Below are 20,003 nucleotides of genomic sequence, written 5' to 3' on the forward strand. Positions count from 1 at the left end.
AACTCATCGACTATAGCGGCGCAACCATTCGGCTTCCAATAAGCCCACCCAACTAGCGTGGGGCTCAGCCAATACTTTAGCTCTATCTTCGGCGCTTAAGCTTGCTAAGCTGCTCTGCTGTTTAGCAAAAAACTGTTGCTGTTGTTCCGATAGCTTACTGAGATCTAGTACGCTGGGGTCACCCCAATAATCTAAATCGGCTTTGCGAGCTTGTGCTTCAGGAGACAGCAAGAAGTTCGCCACAACCATCGCCGCCGCGCTAGCGTCACTATTGAAAGGAATAGCAACAAAGTGAGTATTACCGATGGTGCCACTGTCATGAACATAACTGCGTATAGAGTTAGGTAATAAACCTTGTTCTATACCCGCAGCAGGATCGTTAGGGTTGAAGCTAAAACCAATACTCAATTCACCATCATTGACCAGTTGTTGTATTTGTCCGCTGCCGCTTGGAAAGCTTTGACCGCGACGCCACATCAAAGGATGCAGCTCGTCCAATAAGGCCCACAAGTCTTCGGTCACATCATCAAAGGTTTGTTTATTTACCGGCTGATATAACTGAGCAGGATCAGCGATGGTCTCCAACAATGCCTGTTTAATAAAGGTTGAACCGTAAAAGCTAGGAGGCGCAGGGTAAGTGAACAGCCCGGGGTTAATCTTCAAATAAGTAACTAAATCAGCCATCGACTTAGGCGCTTGCTTCAGGCGCTCACTGTCATAATAAAAGGTGAGTTGCGCTCCGCCCCAGGGCGATTCGAAACCTTCCACAGGAAGAGTGAAGTCATAGAGAAGTGCGGGATTAGTTTGGTCGGTCAATGCCAAATTCGGCAACTGTTGGCTAAATGGCCCGAATAATAAGCCTGCTTGTTTTAAGCTACGAAAGTTTTCGCCGTTGACCCATACCAAGTCAACACTGCCACCTTGGCTTCTTCCGCTCACTTTTTCGGCTAAAACTCGACTAACTACATTAGCGGTATCAGTAATTTTCACATGGCTTAATTCAATATCGTATTGCTGCTTTACCTGTTCGGCAACCCAACGAATATAAGCATTAATATTATCAGCGCCAGCCCAAGCATTGAAATAAACGGTTTGTCCCTTAGCCTGTGCTGCTATTTCTGACCAACTACTCTTAGCTAGCGATGATAGGCTGAATAAAGTTATCACCAGTACCATGATTAAACGCACGATCACACTCCTTGTTATATTTCGCTAATATCTTCTACAGTCAAAAACCGGATAAGTGCTGACTATCTTTCACAATAAACCAAAATAGTAGTTAATATACAAAAAAACCGCGCCGAGGCGCGGTTTTATCAAGCAATTGAACAGAAATTTATTCTGCAGCAACAACTTGTAGAGTAACAGTAGCGCTAACGTCTGTATGAACTTGAATAACAATTTCAACTTCACCAGTGTTACGTAGTACACCGTTAGAAAGACGAACTTCTGATTTCACTACTTCAACACCAGCCGCTGTAATAGCGTCTGCGATGTCGCGAGTACCGATAGAACCAAATAGTTTACCTTCTTCACCAGCTTTAGCTTCAATAACAATCGCTTCTAGAGCGTTTAGTTTTTCAGCGCGAGCTTCAGATACTTTCAAAGTTTCAGCTAACTTAGCTTCTAATTCTGAACGACGAGCTTCAAAAACTTCTACGTTAGATTTAGTTGCTGGTACAGCTTTACCTTGTGGGATCAAGAAGTTACGTGCGTAACCTGCTTTAACATTAACTTGATCACCCAAACCGCCTAAGTTAGCGATTTTATCTAATAAAATAATTTCCATTACCTTTCCTCGAAATATTCGATTGAGTTAGGCCAATCGCATACAAGAATTTACTTATGTAAATCAGTGTATGGCAATAGAGCCAGGTAACGAGCACGTTTAATAGCGCGTGCAAGTTGACGTTGGTATTTAGCGCTTGTACCAGTAATACGACTAGGTACAATTTTACCACTTTCAGTGATGTAGTTTTTCAATGTTGTAGTATCTTTATAGTCGATCTCTACAACACCTTCCGCTGAAAAGCGGCAGAATTTACGACGACGGAAAAAACGTGCCATAACATTATCCTCGTGATAACAAATCAATTTCAGAAGCATGAAGTACCAATCGGTATGTACCGTTGGCCGCTTTGTGGCTACTTAAAAAGCCACTTACTTTTACCTCACACCCCATACTTATATGCGATGAATCTTGCTTCAAAATATCGCCACTTGCAACTACTGCCATTTGACAATAGGCTTGGCGCGAAAATCCAGCTTCTTGCTGCTGCGAACGATGCTCTAACCAAAACTGGCAGTGAGCAACACCGGCTGGACTGGTAGAGCGTTTAGGTGCGCGTAATACCCGCCCCTGCAAAACCAACCTATTTTCAGACATGCGTCTTATTCTTCGCTAGCTGACTCTTCTTTAGCTTCTACTGCTGGAGCTTCTTCAGTTGCTGTTTCAGCTTCTTCACGACGAGCTGGACGCTCATCATCACGACGAGCTGGACGCTCATCTCTAGCTTTAGCAATTGCAGACATCTCTGTAACAGCAGACTTAGTGCGCATGATCATGTTGCGGATAACAGCATCGTTGAAACGGAAAGCAGTTTCCAATTCATCGACAACTTCTGCGCTGGCTTCAATGTTCAAAAGAACATAGTGTGCTTTATGCAGCTTCTCAATTGGGTAAGCCAATTGACGGCGGCCCCAATCTTCCAAGCGATGGATGTTTCCGCCGTTATCATTGATAACTGCAGAATAACGTTCGATCATACCTGGAACTTGTTCGCTCTGGTCTGGGTGGACCATGAATACGATTTCGTAATGACGCATGATTGCTCCCTACGGGTTATAGCCTCGTTCATGGTACAGTCGAACCGAAGAGGCAAGGAACTAAAAGTAAAATGACTGTTTTAGGGGCGCTGATTCTATGCGAAGGTGAGAATTTAATCAAGCTAAATAAAAGCCACTGCTAGATTAACTATTCAGTGGCTTTTAATCAGCAAACAAGTGGGGGCTTAGCGACGCTGACGAACCGCTTCAAATAAACAAATTCCCGCAGCGACAGAGACGTTTAAACTTGATACAGCCCCTAGCATGGGTAGCTTGATTAGCTCATCACAGGTTTCACGTGTTAAGCGGCGCATACCGGTACCTTCAGCACCCATAACAATAGCCATAGGGCCTTGTAACTTTGTGTCGTAAATAAACTGTTCGGCCTCGCCAGCGGTGCCAACCACCCACACGCCCATTTGTTGCAACTCTCGCAGCGTTCTGGCGAGGTTGGTCACCACCACTAGAGGGACGGTTTCAGCCGCGCCACTGGCCACCTTACGAACCGTGGCATTTAACTGCACCGAGTTATCTTTAGGTACAATCACCCCCACCACTCCAGCAGCATCGGCATTACGTAAACAAGCGCCTAAGTTATGCGGATCGGTGACACCGTCTAATATCAAAAATAGCGGTGCTGTCGTTGATTCAACTAATTGCTTAAGATCGTGTTCGTTATACCCTCGCCCCGCTTTAACCCGAGCCACAATGCCTTGGTGTTGAGTGCTTTCGGCTTTGTCGTCTAGGGCCTTACGTGGCATAAACTGCACCGATGCCCCTAAACGACGAAGCTCGTTAAGCAAAGGAAGTAGCCGTTCATCTTGACGACCTTTTAAAGCAAATACTTCGATAATTCGCTCTGGGCTTCGTTCTAATAAAGCCTGCACAGCGTGCAAACCATAAATTACTTGTTGGCTCATGATTGATTCTTCTGTTGTTTAGCGGCGCTGCGCTCTTGTTTACCAGGGCGTTGCTTACGTTTCTTTTTCGGTTTTTTACGCTTAGGGCTAGCCGACTCATTATTGCCTTTAGCTTTGTTGGCTTTTGGGTCACGCTGCTGCCAAGGGCTAAAACCCCCTTTATTTTCTGTGCCAGAGTCTTTATTGGTCTCACTAACAGCACTCGGTTGGCGGCGTTTACCTTTATTTTTGGTATCGCGATGGCGCGGCTTTTTCTTGGCCGTTGCTGGCTTCCCGCTAGCGTCTTCTTCTCGGTTGGCGGCAAAACGCTTACCACGAGGAGGATTGCTAGGTTTAGCCCTGCGGTTTGGCCGGTCAAACTCATCTTCTTGGCCGTCTTTGTTGACCAAGATAAATTCCATTTTTCGGTCCGCCATATTGACTGACGCTACCTTCACCATTACCGCATCACCAATGCGAAAACGTTTAGCGGTTTTCTCTCCCACTAACAATTGGCGTGCTGCATCATAATGATAATAATCGCCACGTAAAGAATTGATGTGTACTAAGCCGTCGATATGGAACTCATCTAAACGCGCAAAGAAGCCAAAACCCGTTACCGCGGCAATGGTCGCTGAATAAACCATCCCCACATGATCGAGCATATATTCACATTTCAAACTATCTGACACTTCTCGTGTGGCGTCATCGGCACGTCGCTCGGTCATTGAACAGTTTTCGCCAAACTTTTCCATCTCATCTTCTGAGTAGCTGTATCCGCCAGTGGGGGTCCACTTATTACTAATGGTGTTACCAGCCGCTTCGGTATCTTGCTTGTTGACCAAATACTTGATCACTCGATGCAGCAATAAGTCAGGATAACGCCTAATTGGTGAGGTGAAATGCGCATAAGATTTTAGTGCCAGACCAAAATGCCCAAGATTATCGGGCTGATAAACAGCCTGCATCATCGAGCGCAGCAACATCGTTTGAATAAGTTCTAGATCAGGGCGCTGTTGGATATCTGCAACCAATTTAAAGTAATCACTAGGTTGAGGTTCGTCCCCGCCACCTAGCGGTAGGCCAAGTTCATTTAAAAAGCCTCTAAAATTAGTTAAACGCTCTTTACCCGGTTTATCGTGAACCCGGTATAAAATGGCTTGTTGCTGCTTCTCAACAAACTTTGCCGCCGCCACGTTTGCTTGAATCATGCACTCTTCAATCATCTTATGTGCATCATTACGAGTCAGCGGAACAATTTGCTCAATTTTTCGCTGTGCATTAAAAATAAAGCGGGTTTCTTGGGTTTCCAACTCTATGCCACCACGTTGCGCGCGACTCACTTTTAATGCGCTATATAAACGGTGTAGCTCTTCTAGATGCGGCACTTGCTGGGCATAACGTTCAATTAGGGCTTCATCACCCTCTAAAATCGCAGCTACTTTGTTATAAGTAAAACGCGCATGAGAGTGCATCACTGCTTCATAAAACTTATAGCCAGATAATCGTCCCGCAGCGGAAATGGTCATCTCTGCCACCATGCACAAACGATCAACCTGTGGATTCAGCGAACACAATCCGTTGGATAGCTGTTCAGGCAACATCGGAATGACTTGGTCAGGAAAATAGACCGAGTTACCACGCAGCAAGGCTTCTCTATCAAGTGCAGAGTCAGGTCTGACGTAGTAAGACACGTCAGCAATGGCGACCCATAAGCGCCAGCCTCCCGATTTTTTAGCTTCACAGTAGACCGCGTCATCAAAATCTCGCGCATCTTCGCCATCAATCGTCACCAATGGAAGAGCACGTAAATCTACTCGCTGTTGTTTAGCGGCTTCGTCGACTTCTTCTTCAAGCTTGCTAACGGACTTGCTAACAGCCTTTGGCCATTCATGGGGAATATCATGATTACGCAGCGCCACTTGCACTTCCATGCCAGGCGCCATTTTCTCACCAAGAATATCGATAACTTTACCCACCGCCAATTTCGGCGCAGAGGGTCGGCTAATGACTTCAACCACTACCACTTGGCCTTGACGAGCACCAGCAGTATCACTTTTGGCAATTAAAATATCTTGGTTAATACGCGAATCATCAGGCACCACATAACGGTGGTTACCTTCAACAAAAAAGCGCCCTACCAATTCAACTTTACGCTGTTTCAGTAGCTTAACAATTTGTCCTTCTCTACGACCACGCTTATCCATACTCGAGGGAGCGGCCAACACAAAATCATTATGGAAGACCTTGCGCATTTCTTTGGCGGGTAGGAATAAATCGCTACCTTCTTGAGTGGTTTTAAGAAACCCAAAACCGTCTCTATGACCAATAATAGTCCCCGTCACTAAGCCTAGTCGTTCTGGTAAGGTAAACGCGCCGATGCGGGTGGTTACCAAGAGGCCCTCTTCAAGTAAGTGAGCTAAGGTAGCCCCAAATTGCGCACTTTCTTCAGGGCTACACAAAGCGTGTAACCAATCTTTAGACACCGGCGCCATCTCTTCATTGAGAGCAGCCAAGAGGGTCGATTTTAAGGTGGCCGACACAGCCTGATTTTGCATTAACTAACCTGCCAAAATTAAACAAATAAAGGACTATCCTTTATAGAATAGTCCTATGGTAATGCTTTGGGCAGGCCTTTAGTAGGGTTGGTTGCTTGCTTTAGCTTTATCAACCACATAATTGGGCATCTTCTTGGCTAAAGATGCCAGCAGTAAACTAGCTTCACGGTGCACCGCTTTATCAGCAATGATCGAGTGATGAAGCCAGCGATAGGCGTCTTCGTAATCATAAGGACTGCCTTTGCCTTCAACATACAAGGCCACCAATCTTAGCTGTGCAGGTAAAAAACCTTGGCCAGCGGCTTCGCGCAGTAAAGGAATTGCCTTGGCATAATCTTGCTGTACTAACGTACCGGTAGCGTAATAGCGACCTAGCTGCTCCATTGCCGCGGCTAAGCCTTGATTGGCCGCTCGCCACATATACATAACGCCAAGTTCAGGGTTTGGGTCAACACAAACGCCCCAAGCTAACATGTCGCCCCACAAAAATTGATAAGCCGGTATAGCCACTTTCTCTGCACGAGCACCAATATCTTCAACCAACTGGCATTCATCGGCTTTTACTCGAGCCAAGTGCTGGTTATTGTTAATCCATGAGATCAGCTCAGCTTGTTTATAGATTTGCACCGCACCAATATCTGAGGGGCTAGTATATTCTGTTGGATCGACTGGCACAGCAGCTTGCTGCTCGGCATCGAGCTCATCATCCACTGACAGAGAATCAATGGACTCTGCCATAACGGGCAGGGTTAATGCTGCGACCAGCATAAAGCTAATTAATTGCTTATTCATTTGCCGTTCCTATCTTTTAACAGCGTTCTGCTAACAGTTAAGCTATCGGCACCTCGGCAAAAAGCTGAAGGCCCTTTTGCTGGTATAAAAAAAGGAGTGCAAGCACTCCTTTATCATCGTTTAGGCTGAGAGTTTATACAAACTCGACACCCTTATCGATGTCGCCATGTAGGGTATCTAACATGCCGTCAATAGCCGCTTTTTCAAAAGCGCTAATGTCACCGTAAGGTAAGATTTCAGCTACGCCTTGTGGGCCCAAACGCACCGGTTGAGCGAAGAATTTAGCGTGTTCGCTACCGCCATCTACGTAGGCGCACTCAATCACATCTTCGCCTTGAGCCGCTTTCACTAAGGACAAACAAAAACGTGCAGCGGCTTGGCCCATAGATAAGGTAGCGCTACCGCCACCCGCTTTAGCTTCAACCACCTCTGTACCAGCGTTTTGAATACGCGTGGTCATCGCGGCAATTTCTTCATCAGTGAATGAAATACCGTCTAGTTGCGATAACAATGGCAAGATAGTGACGCCACTGTGCCCGCCGATAACATTAAGCTTGATGTCTGCAGGGTTTAAACCTTTTGCTTCAGCAATAAAGGTTTCTGAACGAATAACATCAAGTGTAGTTACACCAAACAATTTTGCAGGGTCATAAACACCGGCTTTTTTCAGCACTTCAGCAGCAATTGGTACCGTGGTATTAACCGGGTTAGTGATAATACCGATGCAGGCTTTAGGGCTCGTAACTGCCACTTTCTCAATCAGGTTTTTAACAATACCTGCATTGATATTGAACAAATCTGAGCGGTCCATACCAGGTTTGCGAGCAACCCCAGCAGAAATTAATACGATATCAGCACCTTCAAGTGCTGGTGTTGGGTCTTCGCCTGCAAATCCTTTTATAGCCACCTGGGTAGGTATGTGGCTCAAATCAACAGCAACACCAGGTGTAACTGGGGCGATGTCATAAAGCGAAAGTTCAGAACCAGCAGGTAACTGGGTTTTTAATAGTAATGAAAGGGCTTGGCCAATTCCGCCAGCGGCACCTAATACGGCAACTTTCATCCAACTTCTCCATGCTTTTTTGTAATTGTAGAGGGGATGTCTTTACAGACAGCAAACACGATAGCCGAATCCACATCAAAATACAATTTAGCAACATTTTTAAAGCAACTATAAAACAGAAAAAGCCTGCCTTAATCACACTTTAACAATCTCACTTAAGACCTTGGTCTAACAGTGTTTGTCACTAGAAAAAGGATTGGTATATGGTTTGGTAGTTACCATTATTTTTTAACACTTTAAGCGCATGGTTGATTTGCTTCAGCAGATCGACACTTTGCTGTGATACAGCCATACCCAAACCACTCGCGGGGTAGCTTTCTTCTGTTTGAATGACAAATTGCGGGTGCTGGGCTAACCAATAGTGAGCGGCGGCAGAATCTAAAAATACCGCATCGATTTTTGCTTGCTGCAAATCGTTTAAAGCTAACTGGTAGCTGGGGTAAGCAATGGATAAAAACGCGGGCCGCTGGCTACGTAAAAAGCGTTGAAAACTCGAACCGCTTTGCACCGCTACCGCCGCTCCCTCGGTGACATTAACACCTGCAGTGCTTAAGTAAACAGCGGTATTAACAAAATACGCATCGCTAAAACTCACCGTCTGTTTACGCTGTTCGGTGATATCTAAAGCAGAGATGGCTACATCGTAATGCCCTGCAGCAATACTGCTTAGCAGACTGTCAAAGGGTTGGTGATAAAATTCACATTGGCGATTAATCTGCTGACAAATCGCCTTCGCCAATTCAATATCGAAACCGACAATGCTCTTATGTTCATCAAATGATTCAAAAGGCGGATAAGAGGCTTCAGTGACCACGCGTAGCGGTTGCACTGCCGCGTAACTAAGCTGAACGAAAAAAAGCGGAACAAATAATAGCGATTTTAAGCACATAATCATTTACACATGATAGCGAGTAGCCCCTATCTTAATGCAGCTTTAGCTATGCAAACAACTAATAGATAAAACTCACGCTCCAATAGTGTGTTTAGCTATGCATTTATATGCACAAAACTAGAATAAAGTTGATATAGCATAAAAAGTTGGAGACAATAAACGCGGACTTATAAGCTCGGACCTCCGATGAAGTATAGCGACAAACAAGAACAATTAGTAAAAGCCTTTAAATCACTATTAAAAGAAGAGCGATTTGGCTCACAAGCCGAAATTGTAACGGCCCTACAAGATCAGGGTTATGAAAATATAAACCAGTCAAAAGTCTCACGAATGCTGAGTAAGTTTGGCGCGGTCCGCACCCGTAATGCCAAAATGGAAATGGTTTATTGCTTACCCGCTGAACTAGGGGTTCCGACGGTTTCTAGTCAGCTAAAGATTTTAGTCCTAGAAATGGACTTTAATGATGCTTTAATCGTTATTCATACCAGCCCCGGCGCCGCCCAACTTATTGCTAGGCTGCTTGACTCTTTAGGTAAGGCTGAGGGCATATTAGGTACCATTGCCGGCGACGATACCATTTTTATCACCCCGACTCGCCAAGTTGATATCGCCAGCGTATTTCAATCAGTGAAAGACCTATTTGAAATAGGGTAAACGGTTTGAAGTTTTCCTCAAAAGCTAGCTTTTGGGGAAAATAAACGCCGCATCTTTTTCTACTGACAACCACACTTTTGTACCAGACATCGCTTGCCAGTGATCCCGCATTCGCGCATGAACAACTCGCTCAGGCATCGTGGCCAACTGCAATCTAAAATGAGTTTCATTGCCCATTGCATGTACCGATATTACAGTGGCTTCAACAAGTTCACTGTTCTCCAATTGATGTACCACTACATCCTTAGCACGAATAATCACTTCTACCGGATGATCGTCAGCAATATGCTTAACCGTAATCTCACCCAAAGGTGTCATTACGCTGCCTGCTTTAACCTTCGCCACAAAACGATTACTGGGGCCAAATAAAGCGGCAACAAAAGCATTTTCCGGATGCAAATAAATATCTTGCGGGCAGGCATTTTGCACAATACGCCCTTGCTCCATAACAACAATGCGATCAGCAATGAACATTGCTTCAAGGGGATCGTGAGTCACCATTACCGCTGGAGTATTGCTTTTTTTAAGAATATCTAGGGTTTCTTCTCTAACCTGTTGGCGCAAATGTTCGTCTAGCGCTGAAAATGGCTCGTCTAACAACATGGTATTAGGTTCTGGTGCTAACGCGCGAAGTAATGCTACACGTTGTTGTTGACCGCCAGATAAGGTGTGCGGATAACGCTCTAGTAGGCCTTGCATTCCCATACTATCAATACTGTCTTCGATCCATTGGCGACGCTGGGCAATATTTTGCTGCTTGCGCAAACCATACTCTATATTAGCCCTAACACTCATGTGTGGAAACAATGCATAGTCTTGAAACATCATACCGATAGCCCGCTGTTCCGGCGGAAGGTGGGTCCCCGTGGCAGGAGAAGCGACTAATGCCTCTTGCAAATACAACTCACCGCTTTGCAAACGCTCTAAACCTGCAATTAAACGTAACAAGGTGGTTTTACCGCAACCAGAGGGCCCCAGCAAGGCGACTATTTGGTTTTCTTCAACCTCAATATTAATGTCTTTAAGTGCTTGTTGCTCACCGTAAAAGTGATTAACTTGACGTAACACAATACTCATTGTTGTTTTAGTTTCCTTTGCGGCCAGAGCCTGATGAACCAATGTTTCGGCTCATAATAATCACCGGGATAATACCCGCCAACAAAATGGTCAAAGCCGCTAATGAGCTTTGCTCCAATTGTTCAAGCGAAGCAAGATCCCACACTTGAGTGGATAAAGTATTAAAGTTAAATGGCCGTAAAATAAGCGTTATCGGCAATTCTTTCATGGTATCAACAAACACCAATAGCATCGCTGTCAATAAACTAGGTCGAATCAATGGCAAATGAATACGCCATAGTGTTCTACCTGATTGCGCTCCCAGCACTCGAGAAGCGTCATCCATTTCTGGGGTAATTTTACTTAAACTGGCATCCAGAGTTCGATAACTAAGTGCAATAAAACGTAACGAGTAGGCCAGAACTAAGGCCCCGCCAGTACCGGTAAATAGCAAGCCAAGCGGATAATCAAACCACGCCGTCATTAAACGATCTAGGGCGTTGTCTAACAAGCCTAAAGGGTAAAGAATCCCTACCGCCAACACCGCCCCAGGGATGGCGTAACCTAAGGTCGCCGCCTCGGCGATGCTCCGCATCTTGGCGCTTTTCGATAGACGCACACCATAAGCCAGCAATAAACCTAACACCGTGGTAACGATGGCTGCCATTGCCGCGAGCGAGAAGCTATTCCAAGCACTACTCATGTATTGCTCTAAACCAGAGTCGAGATTACGCAGTGCGTAATTGCTCAACACCGCAATCGGTAATAAGAAACCTAAACCAATCGGCAACAGACATAACCCCGTTGCCAGCCAAGCTTTTGCTCCTTTTAGCGGCTCTGCAAACATGGCTGGAGATTGGCCAGTTAGCTTGTAGAACTTACCGGCATTACGGCTATAGCGCTCTAAGCCCAGTAACAAAATGGAAAAGCTCACCAACATCATTGCAATCTGCGCAGCAGCGGAGAGACTGCTCATATTTAACCAAACGTCAAAGATACCAGCGGTTAGTGTTGGTACCGCAAAAAATTCTACGGTGCCATATTCGTTAATCGTCTCCATTAACGCCAGCGTCACCCCGACAACAATGGCGGGTCGCGCTAAAGGTAAGGCAACGTTGAAAAAACTTTGCGTTTGGCTTTTACCTAAACAGCGACTCATTTCGAAAAGTTGTGCGGCCTGCTCTACAAATGCGGCGCGCGCTAATAAGTATACGTAGGGATATAATACTAAGCTGAGTACCGCTATAGCCCCTTGAATAGAGCGTATTTCAGGAAACCAGTAATCACGAGCTGTTTGCCAACCAAATAACGCCCTCAGGCTTTTTTGTACAAAGCCTGCATACTCCAATTGATCGGTAATAACAAAAGCTAAGATGTAGCTAGGTACGGCTAAAGGTAACAATAAGCCCCAGACCAGCATCGACTTAAGCGGAAAATCAAAACGCGTCACCAACCACGCGGCGCCGGTGCCGATTAGGCTCGTAAAGAACGCCACCCCAATACATAACAACACCGTATTTTTTACGTAAATCCAAAACACCGTATCGAGTAAATGCTGCCAAATTTCCAGGTTATTCGCCCAAGACAATTTGACCAAAGTGATAACAGGAACAAAGGCCAATAAAGCGATACTTACAGCTATCCACACCCAACGGTCAAATTGAGGTGCAGCTGTAACCAATCCAAATGAATGGGGTGTAGAGGGTTTACTCATAGTTTCCAAACAGACCGGCTGTCGTTAATACAGAAAAAGCTGACCCAAGGTCAGCTTTATAAAGCTTGGTAATATAAACTAAGTTTATCAACCTTTACATATCAAAGCCAACACGGTCAACTAAACGTGCTGCTGCTGCGCGCTGCTCTGCCACCGCCTGCAAAGATATACGGTCTGCTTTAAAATCGCCTAAGCTCTCAATGTACTCATCGGTTTGAATTCCCTGACGAACCGGCTCTTCAAAATTCGCGGTAGCGTAAAGGCCCTGTGCTTGCTCACCGGCTAAAAATTCGAGTAACTTAATAGCATTGGCTTTATTTTTAGCCGTTTTCAATAAACCTGCGCCAGAAATATTGATGTGCTGGCCACGACCACCCACCTGTTGGTCCAAGTATTCAACACGAATATTCTCTGCCCATTGCTGCTGCTCGGGGCTTTTGGTGTTGTAATACATTTTGCCCATGTAGTAACGATTAGCGATGGCTAAATCACATTGACCTTCAAATATGGCCTTAGCTTGAGCGCGGTCATTACCTTGAGGTTTACGAGCCAAATTATCTTTAACGCCACGCAACCATGTTTCTGCAGCAGCTTCACCGTCTTCTGCGATAACCGAAGCGATAAGCCCAATGTTGTAGACGTGTTTACCAGAGCGAGTACAAATACGCCCTTTCCACTTAGGGTCCGCTAAATCATTCAGCGAGTTTAACTCCCCAGCTGCAACCCGATCTTTATGTGCATAGATAACCCGAGCGCGGGTAGTCAATGCAAACCAAAGGTTTTCGGGGTGGCGTAAATGCGCAGGAATAACCTCATTAATCAAAGCTGAATTAACAGGCTCAAATAAGCCCGCTGCGCGAACTTCTTCCAAACGGCCAATATCCACAGTAAGCACTAAATCGGCTGGATTATTGGCACCCGCCGCCTTGATTTTTTCGGTCAAGCCTTTCTCTGCATGAACAACATTTACTTTGATGCCCGTTTCTGCAGTAAACGCATCAGTAAGCGGTTGTAGCAAACTTTGCTGACGGTACGAATAAAGGTTAACTTCTTCAGCAGCAAACGCCGGTATAGCAACCACCAGTGATACAACTAAAGCCATTAATGAAGAGAATGGTGTATTTTTCACGAATTAATCCTTTCACAACAAGTTAAATACAAATCGTTATCATTTGGCTTTAGATTAGCACGGGTAAAAGGGATTGACTATGTTTTAAAACAAAAAAAGGCCTGCTAATGCAGGCCTTTTTGATAATTAAATATTCTTAGTTAGAAGATTTTACTGTTACAAACTCTGGGTATGCATCGATACCACAATCATGTAAGTCCATACCGTTCATCTCTTCTTCTTCGGTAACTCGGATACCCATTACCGCTTTCAGAATGCTCCATACGATGAAGCTAGAAACAAATACCCAACCAAAGATGGTTAATGCACCAATGATTTGGCCAGAGAAACTTACACCGTCGTTAGTTAGTGGAACAATCAATAGACCGAACAGACCCACAACACCGTGAACAGAGATAGCACCTACTGGATCATCAATCTTAATCTTGTCGAAGAACACGATTGAAGCCACTACCAATACGCCAGCAACCGCACCGAATAACGTCGCTTGAAGCGCTGTAGGAGTAGAAGGCTCAGCAGTAATTGCTACTAGACCTGCTAACGCGCCGTTTAGAAGCATGGTTAGGTCAGCTTTACCCCACGTTAACTTACATACGATAAGCGCAGTAATTGCACCCGCAGCTGCAGCTGCGTTGGTGTTAAGGAAAACCATCGCCACAGAGTGAGCACTTGCAGCATCGGCCAGTTTCAATACAGAACCGCCGTTAAAGCCAAACCAACCCATCCATAAGATGAAGGTACCCACAGTCGCTAGCGGCATGTTTGAACCAGGAATTGGGTTAACAGAACCGTTTTTGCTGTATTTACCTTTACGAGCACCTAGTAGTAATACACCTGACAATGCAGCAGCGGCACCGGCTAAGTGAACAATACCAGAACCAGCGAAGTCAGAGAAACCAAGGTCACCAAGGTTGTATAAACCAAATACGTCTGCACCGCCCCACGTCCAGCTACCTTCTAGAGGATAGATGAAACCAGTTAGCACTACAGCGAAGATTAAGAAAGCCCAAAGCTTCATACGCTCAGCAACCGCACCAGATACGATAGACATTGCCGTTGCAACGAATACTACTTGGAAGAAGAAGTCAGAAGCGCCTGAGTATACGCTGCCGCCATCAAAGCCAGCGTCTTGTTTATCAGCGATAACACCCGCTAAATCAAAAGCTTCGATACCCGATAAGAAAATACCACCGCCGTACATGATTGAATAACCACATACCAAGTACATGATACAAGCGATAGAATAAAGCGCGATATTCTTAGTTAGAATTTCTGTGGTGTTTTTAGCACGAACTAAGCCAGCTTCTAGCATCGAGAAACCCGCTGCCATCCACATTACTAACGCACCACACACCAAAAAGTAAAAGGTGTCCATTGCGTACTGCAGTTGATAAATTTCGTTTTCCATAATTACTTCCCCGTAATCCCTATTAATAAGCTATTTAGGTCCCCCTTAAATAGCTTCTGCATCCATTTCGCCAGTACGAATACGTACAACGTTACTTAAGTCATAAACAAAAATCTTACCGTCACCAATTTTGCCGGTGTAAGCAGCACTAGAAATAGCTTCAATGATTCGGTCAACATTTTCTGAGCTAGTGGCAATTTCTAATTTTACTTTTGGTAAAAAATCCACTTGGTATTCAGCACCACGGTAAAGTTCGGTGTGGCCCTTCTGACGGCCAAAACCTTTCACTTCTGATACAGTTAAACCATCAACACCCACTTCAGCGATAGCTTCGCGAACATCATCTAGTTTAAATGGCTTAATTATCGCACTTATTAGTTTCATTTTAACTCCTCCAAAGAGTCATCGATTAACCAGTCTTAGTTAGTTACTAACAAGGTGTGTGCCACAACAATTTAAACCATTAAAAACAACAACTTAATTTAAAATTGCAATTTCACGGCAAAGCTTGGCGCACCAATATAGAGCACAAAAATTTAACATTGACCCAACTTGGAACAATCATTAAACAGTCGAGACTAAAAAGCCCTAATAGAGTGCAGTTAAACATTTGGGAGGGAATAAGTGAGTAAGACCTAAGGCCTATATTTCCCATAGTACCTTGATGACTATGGAAAATTAGATAACACAGTAGGGAGCGGTAAAAAGCTCAGCCACGCTTAGCGCGCTTGCACCAAGCTAATAATCGATGATGTTTTGCAATAACAACAGGAAGTCGTCATAACCGCAGGCACTTTCAGCCGCATCTAGATTCAGGTCATCAAGCTGGTCGATGACGTCCTCACCCAGCGTATCGGTGGAAACCTTAATAAGCACCTCATCTCGATTCGCAACAAACCTAAACTCCGCACTATCGATACGAAGCTCGTCTAGCGCTTGTAAACACTTTAAGCGCCCAAGCAACTGAGCTACAAAATCACGGTCATTGTTAAGCTCTCGCTCTAACCACATAGCAAAACATCTTTGCTCATCGCCACAATCGATAAAAAAAACGCCGTCTAACGAACGGCGTATTGTCAGTTCCATACTACCAGTCTAATTATTTGCACAAGTTGACTGTAAGTGTAGCTCGGTACACTGATTAAACATAGTAGGCACTAATTCATAAGCAGCATTAGGCTTGAGCTTAAACCGAGCGCCAAGAGCAGACTTTATTTGTCTATCTAATAGCTGACCGTCTATAGGTTTTAGAGCCAAGCCTTGAACATCCATTAACACATTAAAGCCCATTAGCTTTTTATCTGCTTCAGCCGCCAAGGCCATTACCGCAACATCTGAGCTGGCTAAGGTTTGGCCAGTTCTGATCGCCTTGATTAACTTAAAGCCTTCTGCATTGGCTAAATCAACATCTACAATTAGCAGCTGAAACTCGCTGGTCATTAGCTTTTCTTGTACCCGCGAGATCTCAGAGTAGAGCTCTACGTTTTTCAGCTCGCCGTTCGCCTTCTGGGCTTGTAAGGCCTGGCAAGTATCAGAATCACTCAACAGCAATACTTTTGGCTGAACTAAAATTGGTTTAGCTTTATCTTTTTGAGCGACGGCTTCACAACGCGCGATGTACCCCTTTTTAGGAATTGTGGCGATGGTTAAGTCGGTATTATTTAAAGTGGTAATCACTTTTCGTAGCTGAGAGATATGCTGATTAATTGTATGGTCTGAAACACTGCGTCCCCAGACTGCATCAGACAAGTCGTCTCTGCCAACAACTTGATTGACATGTTTACATAAATACCCCAACAAGTGGGTTCTTAATGGTCCCAAATAGGCACTTTTATCCTTAAATGTAATACTATTTTGGCTCATATCTACGGCCAAAGGGCCAACTATAACAACATCATTAAAGGACATACTTCTTTCCAACCGCAAGAGAATAACTAGTACAATGTAGCGCAAAAGTTATACCAGTAATAACTGTAATTATCCACAAAAACAGCATATAGCGCCTAAAAACATGATCAAACACCGTATAAAATCTTAAAATGATTTTTATTTGCCATTTTATATATAAAAATATCGTTAAAGCCGAAGGGAAAACTAACCAGATAATGGAAGGATTAAGATTGAGGTAATGGATGCGTATAACGATTGGAGCCGTCGGTGCGTAAACAAATTTCAGACATAAAAAAGCGTAGCTAAAGGCTACGCTTTTTGGACTAGCTGAAAAACTATACCGCTGCTTGAATAATCACTTCATCGGCTACTTTTGTGTAGTCGCTAATTTGATCAAAGTTCAAGTAACGGTAAGTATCGGCTGCGGTAGCATCAATTTGTTTCGCATACTCTAGGTATTCTTCAGGAGTTGGCAGCTTGCCCAAAATAGCCGACACTGCGGCTAATTCAGCTGATGCAAGGTAAACATTGGCACCCGTACCTAAGCGATTCGGGAAGTTACGCGTAGAGGTAGATACCACCGTCGAGTTATCAGCCACTCGTGCTTGGTTACCCATACACAGTGAACAACCTGGGATCTCAGTACGCGCACCTACACGTCCATAAATACCGTAGTAACCTTCTTCAGTTAACTGCTTTTGGTCCATACGTGTTGGCGGTGCAACCCACATACGTGTTGGCAAAGAACCGGTATGTTTATCCAGTAACTTACCCGCTGCGCGGAAGTGACCAATGTTAGTCATACAAGAACCCAAGAACACTTCATCAATCTGTTGACCGGCCACTTCAGACAGCAAGCGTGCATCATCAGGATCGTTTGGCGCACACAATACTGGCTCAGAGATGTCGGCGAGATCGATTTCGATAATTTCAGCATATTCAGCGTCTTTATCCGATTCCATCAACTCAGGGTTAGCGATCCACTCTTGCATAGCAGTGATACGGCGCTCAATAGTACGACGGTCACCATACCCCTCAGCGATCATCCACTTCAACATAACAATGTTAGAGTTTAAGTACTCAATGATTGGCTCTTTAGCCAACTTAATGGTACAACCTGCGGCACTGCGCTCAGCTGAAGCATCAGACAATTCAAAGGCTTGCTCAACTTTTAGGTTTTCTAAGCCTTCGATTTCTAAAATGCGGCCAGAGAAGGCATTTTTCTTACCTTTCTTCTCAACGGTTAACAAACCATTTTTAATCGCAGCATAAGGAATGGCATGTACTAAATCACGTAAAGTAATACCTGGTTTCATTTCACCTTTAAAGCGAACCAAAATAGATTCAGGCATGTCTAGTGGCATAACACCGGTTGCCGCGGCAAACGCCACCAAACCAGAGCCCGCAGGGAACGAAATACCAATTGGGAAACGAGTATGCGAATCGCCCCCCGTACCAACGGTATCAGGCAATAACATGCGGTTTAACCAAGAGTGAATGACACCATCTCCAGGACGCAATGATACGCCGCCACGATTCATTATAAAGTCTGGTAGGGTATGGTGAGTGGTCACATCTACCGGCTTAGGATAAGCCGCGGTATGACAGAAAGACTGCATGGTTAAGTCTGCAGAGAAACCTAAACAGGCTAAATCTTTTAGCTCATCACGGGTCATTGGGCCGGTTGTGTCTTGTGAACCCACGGTCGTCATCTTCGGTTCACAATATTGACCAGGACGAATACCCGCTACACCACAGGCTTTACCCACCATTTTTTGCGCTAGGGTGAAGCCCTTGCTTGAAGCAGCCACGTCTTGCGGGCGTTTAAAGACTTCTGAAGGAGCCAATCCAAGTGAGGTACGAGCACGGTCAGTTAAACCACGGCCGATAATCAGTGGAATACGGCCACCAGCACGCACTTCATCAAGTAATACGTCGGTTTTTAGCTCAAAAGTTGAAACCACTTCATCGGTTCCGGCTTTTTTCACTTCGCCAGTAAATGGGTAAATGTCGATAACATCGCCCATGTTCAAGGTTTCTACGTCGAGTTCAATCGGCAACGCGCCGGCATCTTCCATTGTGTTAAAGAAGATAGGTGCAATTTTACCGCCTAAGCAGAATCCACCGCCACGCTTGTTAGGTACATTGGGGATATCATCGCCCATTAACCACAGCACAGAGTTAGTCGCTGATTTACGTGATGAACCAGTACCGACCACATCCCCCACATAAACCAAAGGATGACCTTTTTGTTTAAGGGCTTCGATTTGCTTCATAGGGCCAATGCTGCCAGCTTGATCAGGTTCGATACCGTCACGGGCATTTTTTAGCATCGCTAAAGCATGTAGAGGAATATCTGGGCGAGACCATGCATCAGGGGCTGGAGACAAATCATCGGTGTTAGTTTCACCGGTCACTTTAAACACGGTAAGGGTTGATTTCTCGGCCACTTGAGGGCGTTTTAAGAACCAATCGGCGTCAGCCCAACTTTGCATAACTTGCTGAGCGAAACTATTACCCGCTTTGGCTTTTTCTTCCACATCATGAAAAGAATCAAACATCAATAAGGTGCGAGATAATGCTGTAACAGCAATCGGCGCTAGCTCTGCGTTATCTAATAATGAGATCAGTGGCTCGATATTGTAACCGCCCTGCATGGTACCTAATAACTCAGTAGCATAAGCAGGAGATACGATCGGCGAACTTACCTCACCTGAAGCAATGGCGGCAAGAAAGCCCGCTTTTACATAAGCAGCTTCATCAACACCTGGTGGAATTCGGTTAGCTAATAAATCTAGTAAAAATGCCTCTTCACCCGCTGGCGGAGCTTTTAATAACTCTACTAATCCTGCAGTTTGTTCAGCATCGAGGGGTTTAGGTACAATACCTTCAACAGCACGCTCTTCGACGTGTTTGCGGTAGCTTTCTAGCACGGCTCGCTCCTTATTGTAATAATGCCCGTAGGGGATTTCCATATGAGTGGGCCAATGACTTGGCTGGCCACATCGGGCTGAGATTATAGCTGTTTTAACTATAAATTAAAATATCGACGTTTAGCTAACGCCGCTAAAAAAACCATTTAACACTTATTAAACAGCAGCTTAAACGCAATATTATACTTT

Annotated in this window: 19 protein-coding genes; 1 reads left to right on the forward strand and 18 read right to left on the reverse strand. The window is 44.8% G+C overall.

Translation table 11 applies throughout. The annotated features are described in order from the left end of the window. Positions 1-3: 3 nt before the first annotated feature. The 10 genes from M0C34_RS16930 to M0C34_RS16975 form a co-directional block, all read right to left on the reverse strand. A complete protein-coding gene (locus M0C34_RS16930; protein WP_248712852.1) occupies positions 4-1,188 on the reverse strand; it encodes an ABC transporter substrate-binding protein in 1,185 nt (394 codons plus the stop codon). Positions 1,189-1,336: 148 nt separating this feature from the next. Beyond that, positions 1,337-1,789 carry a 50S ribosomal protein L9 gene (gene rplI, locus M0C34_RS16935; protein ID WP_248712853.1) on the reverse strand — a complete coding sequence of 151 codons (453 nt, stop codon included), beginning with the start codon at positions 1,787-1,789 and terminating at the stop codon, positions 1,337-1,339. 50 nt (positions 1,790-1,839) lie between these two features. Continuing rightward, positions 1,840-2,067: a 30S ribosomal protein S18 gene (gene rpsR / locus M0C34_RS16940; RefSeq protein WP_137673721.1), complete on the reverse strand. Its 228-nt coding sequence runs from the start codon at positions 2,065-2,067 to the stop codon at positions 1,840-1,842. A 4-nt stretch (positions 2,068-2,071) separates the two neighbouring features. Next, complete coding sequence (gene priB / locus M0C34_RS16945) at positions 2,072-2,386, reverse strand: primosomal replication protein N (RefSeq protein WP_248712854.1); 315 nt, start codon at positions 2,384-2,386, stop codon at positions 2,072-2,074. Positions 2,387-2,391: 5 nt separating this feature from the next. Beyond that, on the reverse strand, positions 2,392-2,826 hold the full coding sequence (gene rpsF / locus M0C34_RS16950; RefSeq protein ID WP_248712855.1) for a 30S ribosomal protein S6: 435 nt from the start codon (positions 2,824-2,826) through the stop codon (positions 2,392-2,394). Positions 2,827-3,011: 185 nt separating this feature from the next. Continuing rightward, on the reverse strand, positions 3,012-3,749 hold the full coding sequence (gene rlmB, locus M0C34_RS16955; RefSeq protein ID WP_248715656.1) for a 23S rRNA (guanosine(2251)-2'-O)-methyltransferase RlmB: 738 nt from the start codon (positions 3,747-3,749) through the stop codon (positions 3,012-3,014). Then, positions 3,743-6,283: a ribonuclease R gene (rnr, locus tag M0C34_RS16960; RefSeq protein WP_248712856.1), complete on the reverse strand. Its 2,541-nt coding sequence runs from the start codon at positions 6,281-6,283 to the stop codon at positions 3,743-3,745. Before rnr ends, rlmB begins: the two co-directional genes overlap by 7 nt. Before the next feature lie 78 nt (positions 6,284-6,361). Further along, on the reverse strand, positions 6,362-7,075 hold the full coding sequence (locus M0C34_RS16965; protein ID WP_248712857.1) for a tetratricopeptide repeat protein: 714 nt from the start codon (positions 7,073-7,075) through the stop codon (positions 6,362-6,364). A gap of 133 nt (positions 7,076-7,208) precedes the next feature. Further along, positions 7,209-8,138, reverse strand: coding sequence for a malate dehydrogenase (gene mdh / locus M0C34_RS16970; protein ID WP_248712858.1), 930 nt, complete (start codon positions 8,136-8,138; stop codon positions 7,209-7,211). A gap of 184 nt (positions 8,139-8,322) precedes the next feature. Then, the gene (locus tag M0C34_RS16975; RefSeq protein ID WP_248712859.1) at positions 8,323-8,967 is read right to left on the reverse strand and encodes a transporter substrate-binding domain-containing protein; all 645 of its coding nucleotides are present in this window, start codon (positions 8,965-8,967) and stop codon (positions 8,323-8,325) included. A gap of 249 nt (positions 8,968-9,216) precedes the next feature. On the opposite strand from M0C34_RS16975, the gene argR reads away from it, so the two are divergent. Beyond that, a complete protein-coding gene (gene argR, locus M0C34_RS16980) occupies positions 9,217-9,684 on the forward strand; it encodes a transcriptional regulator ArgR (RefSeq protein WP_248712860.1) in 468 nt (155 codons plus the stop codon). A 24-nt stretch (positions 9,685-9,708) separates the two neighbouring features. Here the strand turns inward: argR and M0C34_RS16985 are convergent, their stop codons facing one another. From M0C34_RS16985 to acnB, 8 genes are all read right to left on the reverse strand, one after another. Continuing rightward, complete coding sequence (locus M0C34_RS16985; RefSeq protein ID WP_248712861.1) at positions 9,709-10,761, reverse strand: ABC transporter ATP-binding protein; 1,053 nt, start codon at positions 10,759-10,761, stop codon at positions 9,709-9,711. A 7-nt stretch (positions 10,762-10,768) separates the two neighbouring features. Continuing rightward, positions 10,769-12,454 carry an ABC transporter permease gene (locus tag M0C34_RS16990; RefSeq protein ID WP_248712862.1) on the reverse strand — a complete coding sequence of 562 codons (1,686 nt, stop codon included), beginning with the start codon at positions 12,452-12,454 and terminating at the stop codon, positions 10,769-10,771. Between the two features lie 94 nt (positions 12,455-12,548). Beyond that, positions 12,549-13,583 (reverse strand): extracellular solute-binding protein, encoded by a 1,035-nt coding sequence (locus tag M0C34_RS16995; protein WP_248712863.1) that lies wholly within the window; start codon positions 13,581-13,583, stop codon positions 12,549-12,551. Between the two features lie 136 nt (positions 13,584-13,719). After that, a complete protein-coding gene (locus M0C34_RS17000) occupies positions 13,720-14,991 on the reverse strand; it encodes an ammonium transporter (RefSeq protein ID WP_248712864.1) in 1,272 nt (423 codons plus the stop codon). 45 nt (positions 14,992-15,036) lie between these two features. Then, a complete protein-coding gene (locus tag M0C34_RS17005) occupies positions 15,037-15,375 on the reverse strand; it encodes a P-II family nitrogen regulator (protein ID WP_016400812.1) in 339 nt (112 codons plus the stop codon). 354 nt (positions 15,376-15,729) lie between these two features. Next, positions 15,730-16,077 (reverse strand): YacL family protein, encoded by a 348-nt coding sequence (locus M0C34_RS17010; RefSeq protein ID WP_248712865.1) that lies wholly within the window; start codon positions 16,075-16,077, stop codon positions 15,730-15,732. Between the two features lie 9 nt (positions 16,078-16,086). Then, on the reverse strand, positions 16,087-16,899 hold the full coding sequence (locus M0C34_RS17015) for a winged helix-turn-helix domain-containing protein (RefSeq protein ID WP_248712866.1): 813 nt from the start codon (positions 16,897-16,899) through the stop codon (positions 16,087-16,089). Between the two features lie 317 nt (positions 16,900-17,216). Beyond that, positions 17,217-19,814, reverse strand: coding sequence for a bifunctional aconitate hydratase 2/2-methylisocitrate dehydratase (gene acnB / locus M0C34_RS17020; protein WP_248712867.1), 2,598 nt, complete (start codon positions 19,812-19,814; stop codon positions 17,217-17,219). Positions 19,815-20,003 lie beyond the last annotated feature (189 nt).

The sequence above is a fragment of the Agarivorans sp. TSD2052 genome (assembly GCF_023238625.1).
Lineage (GTDB): Bacteria > Pseudomonadota > Gammaproteobacteria > Enterobacterales > Celerinatantimonadaceae > Agarivorans.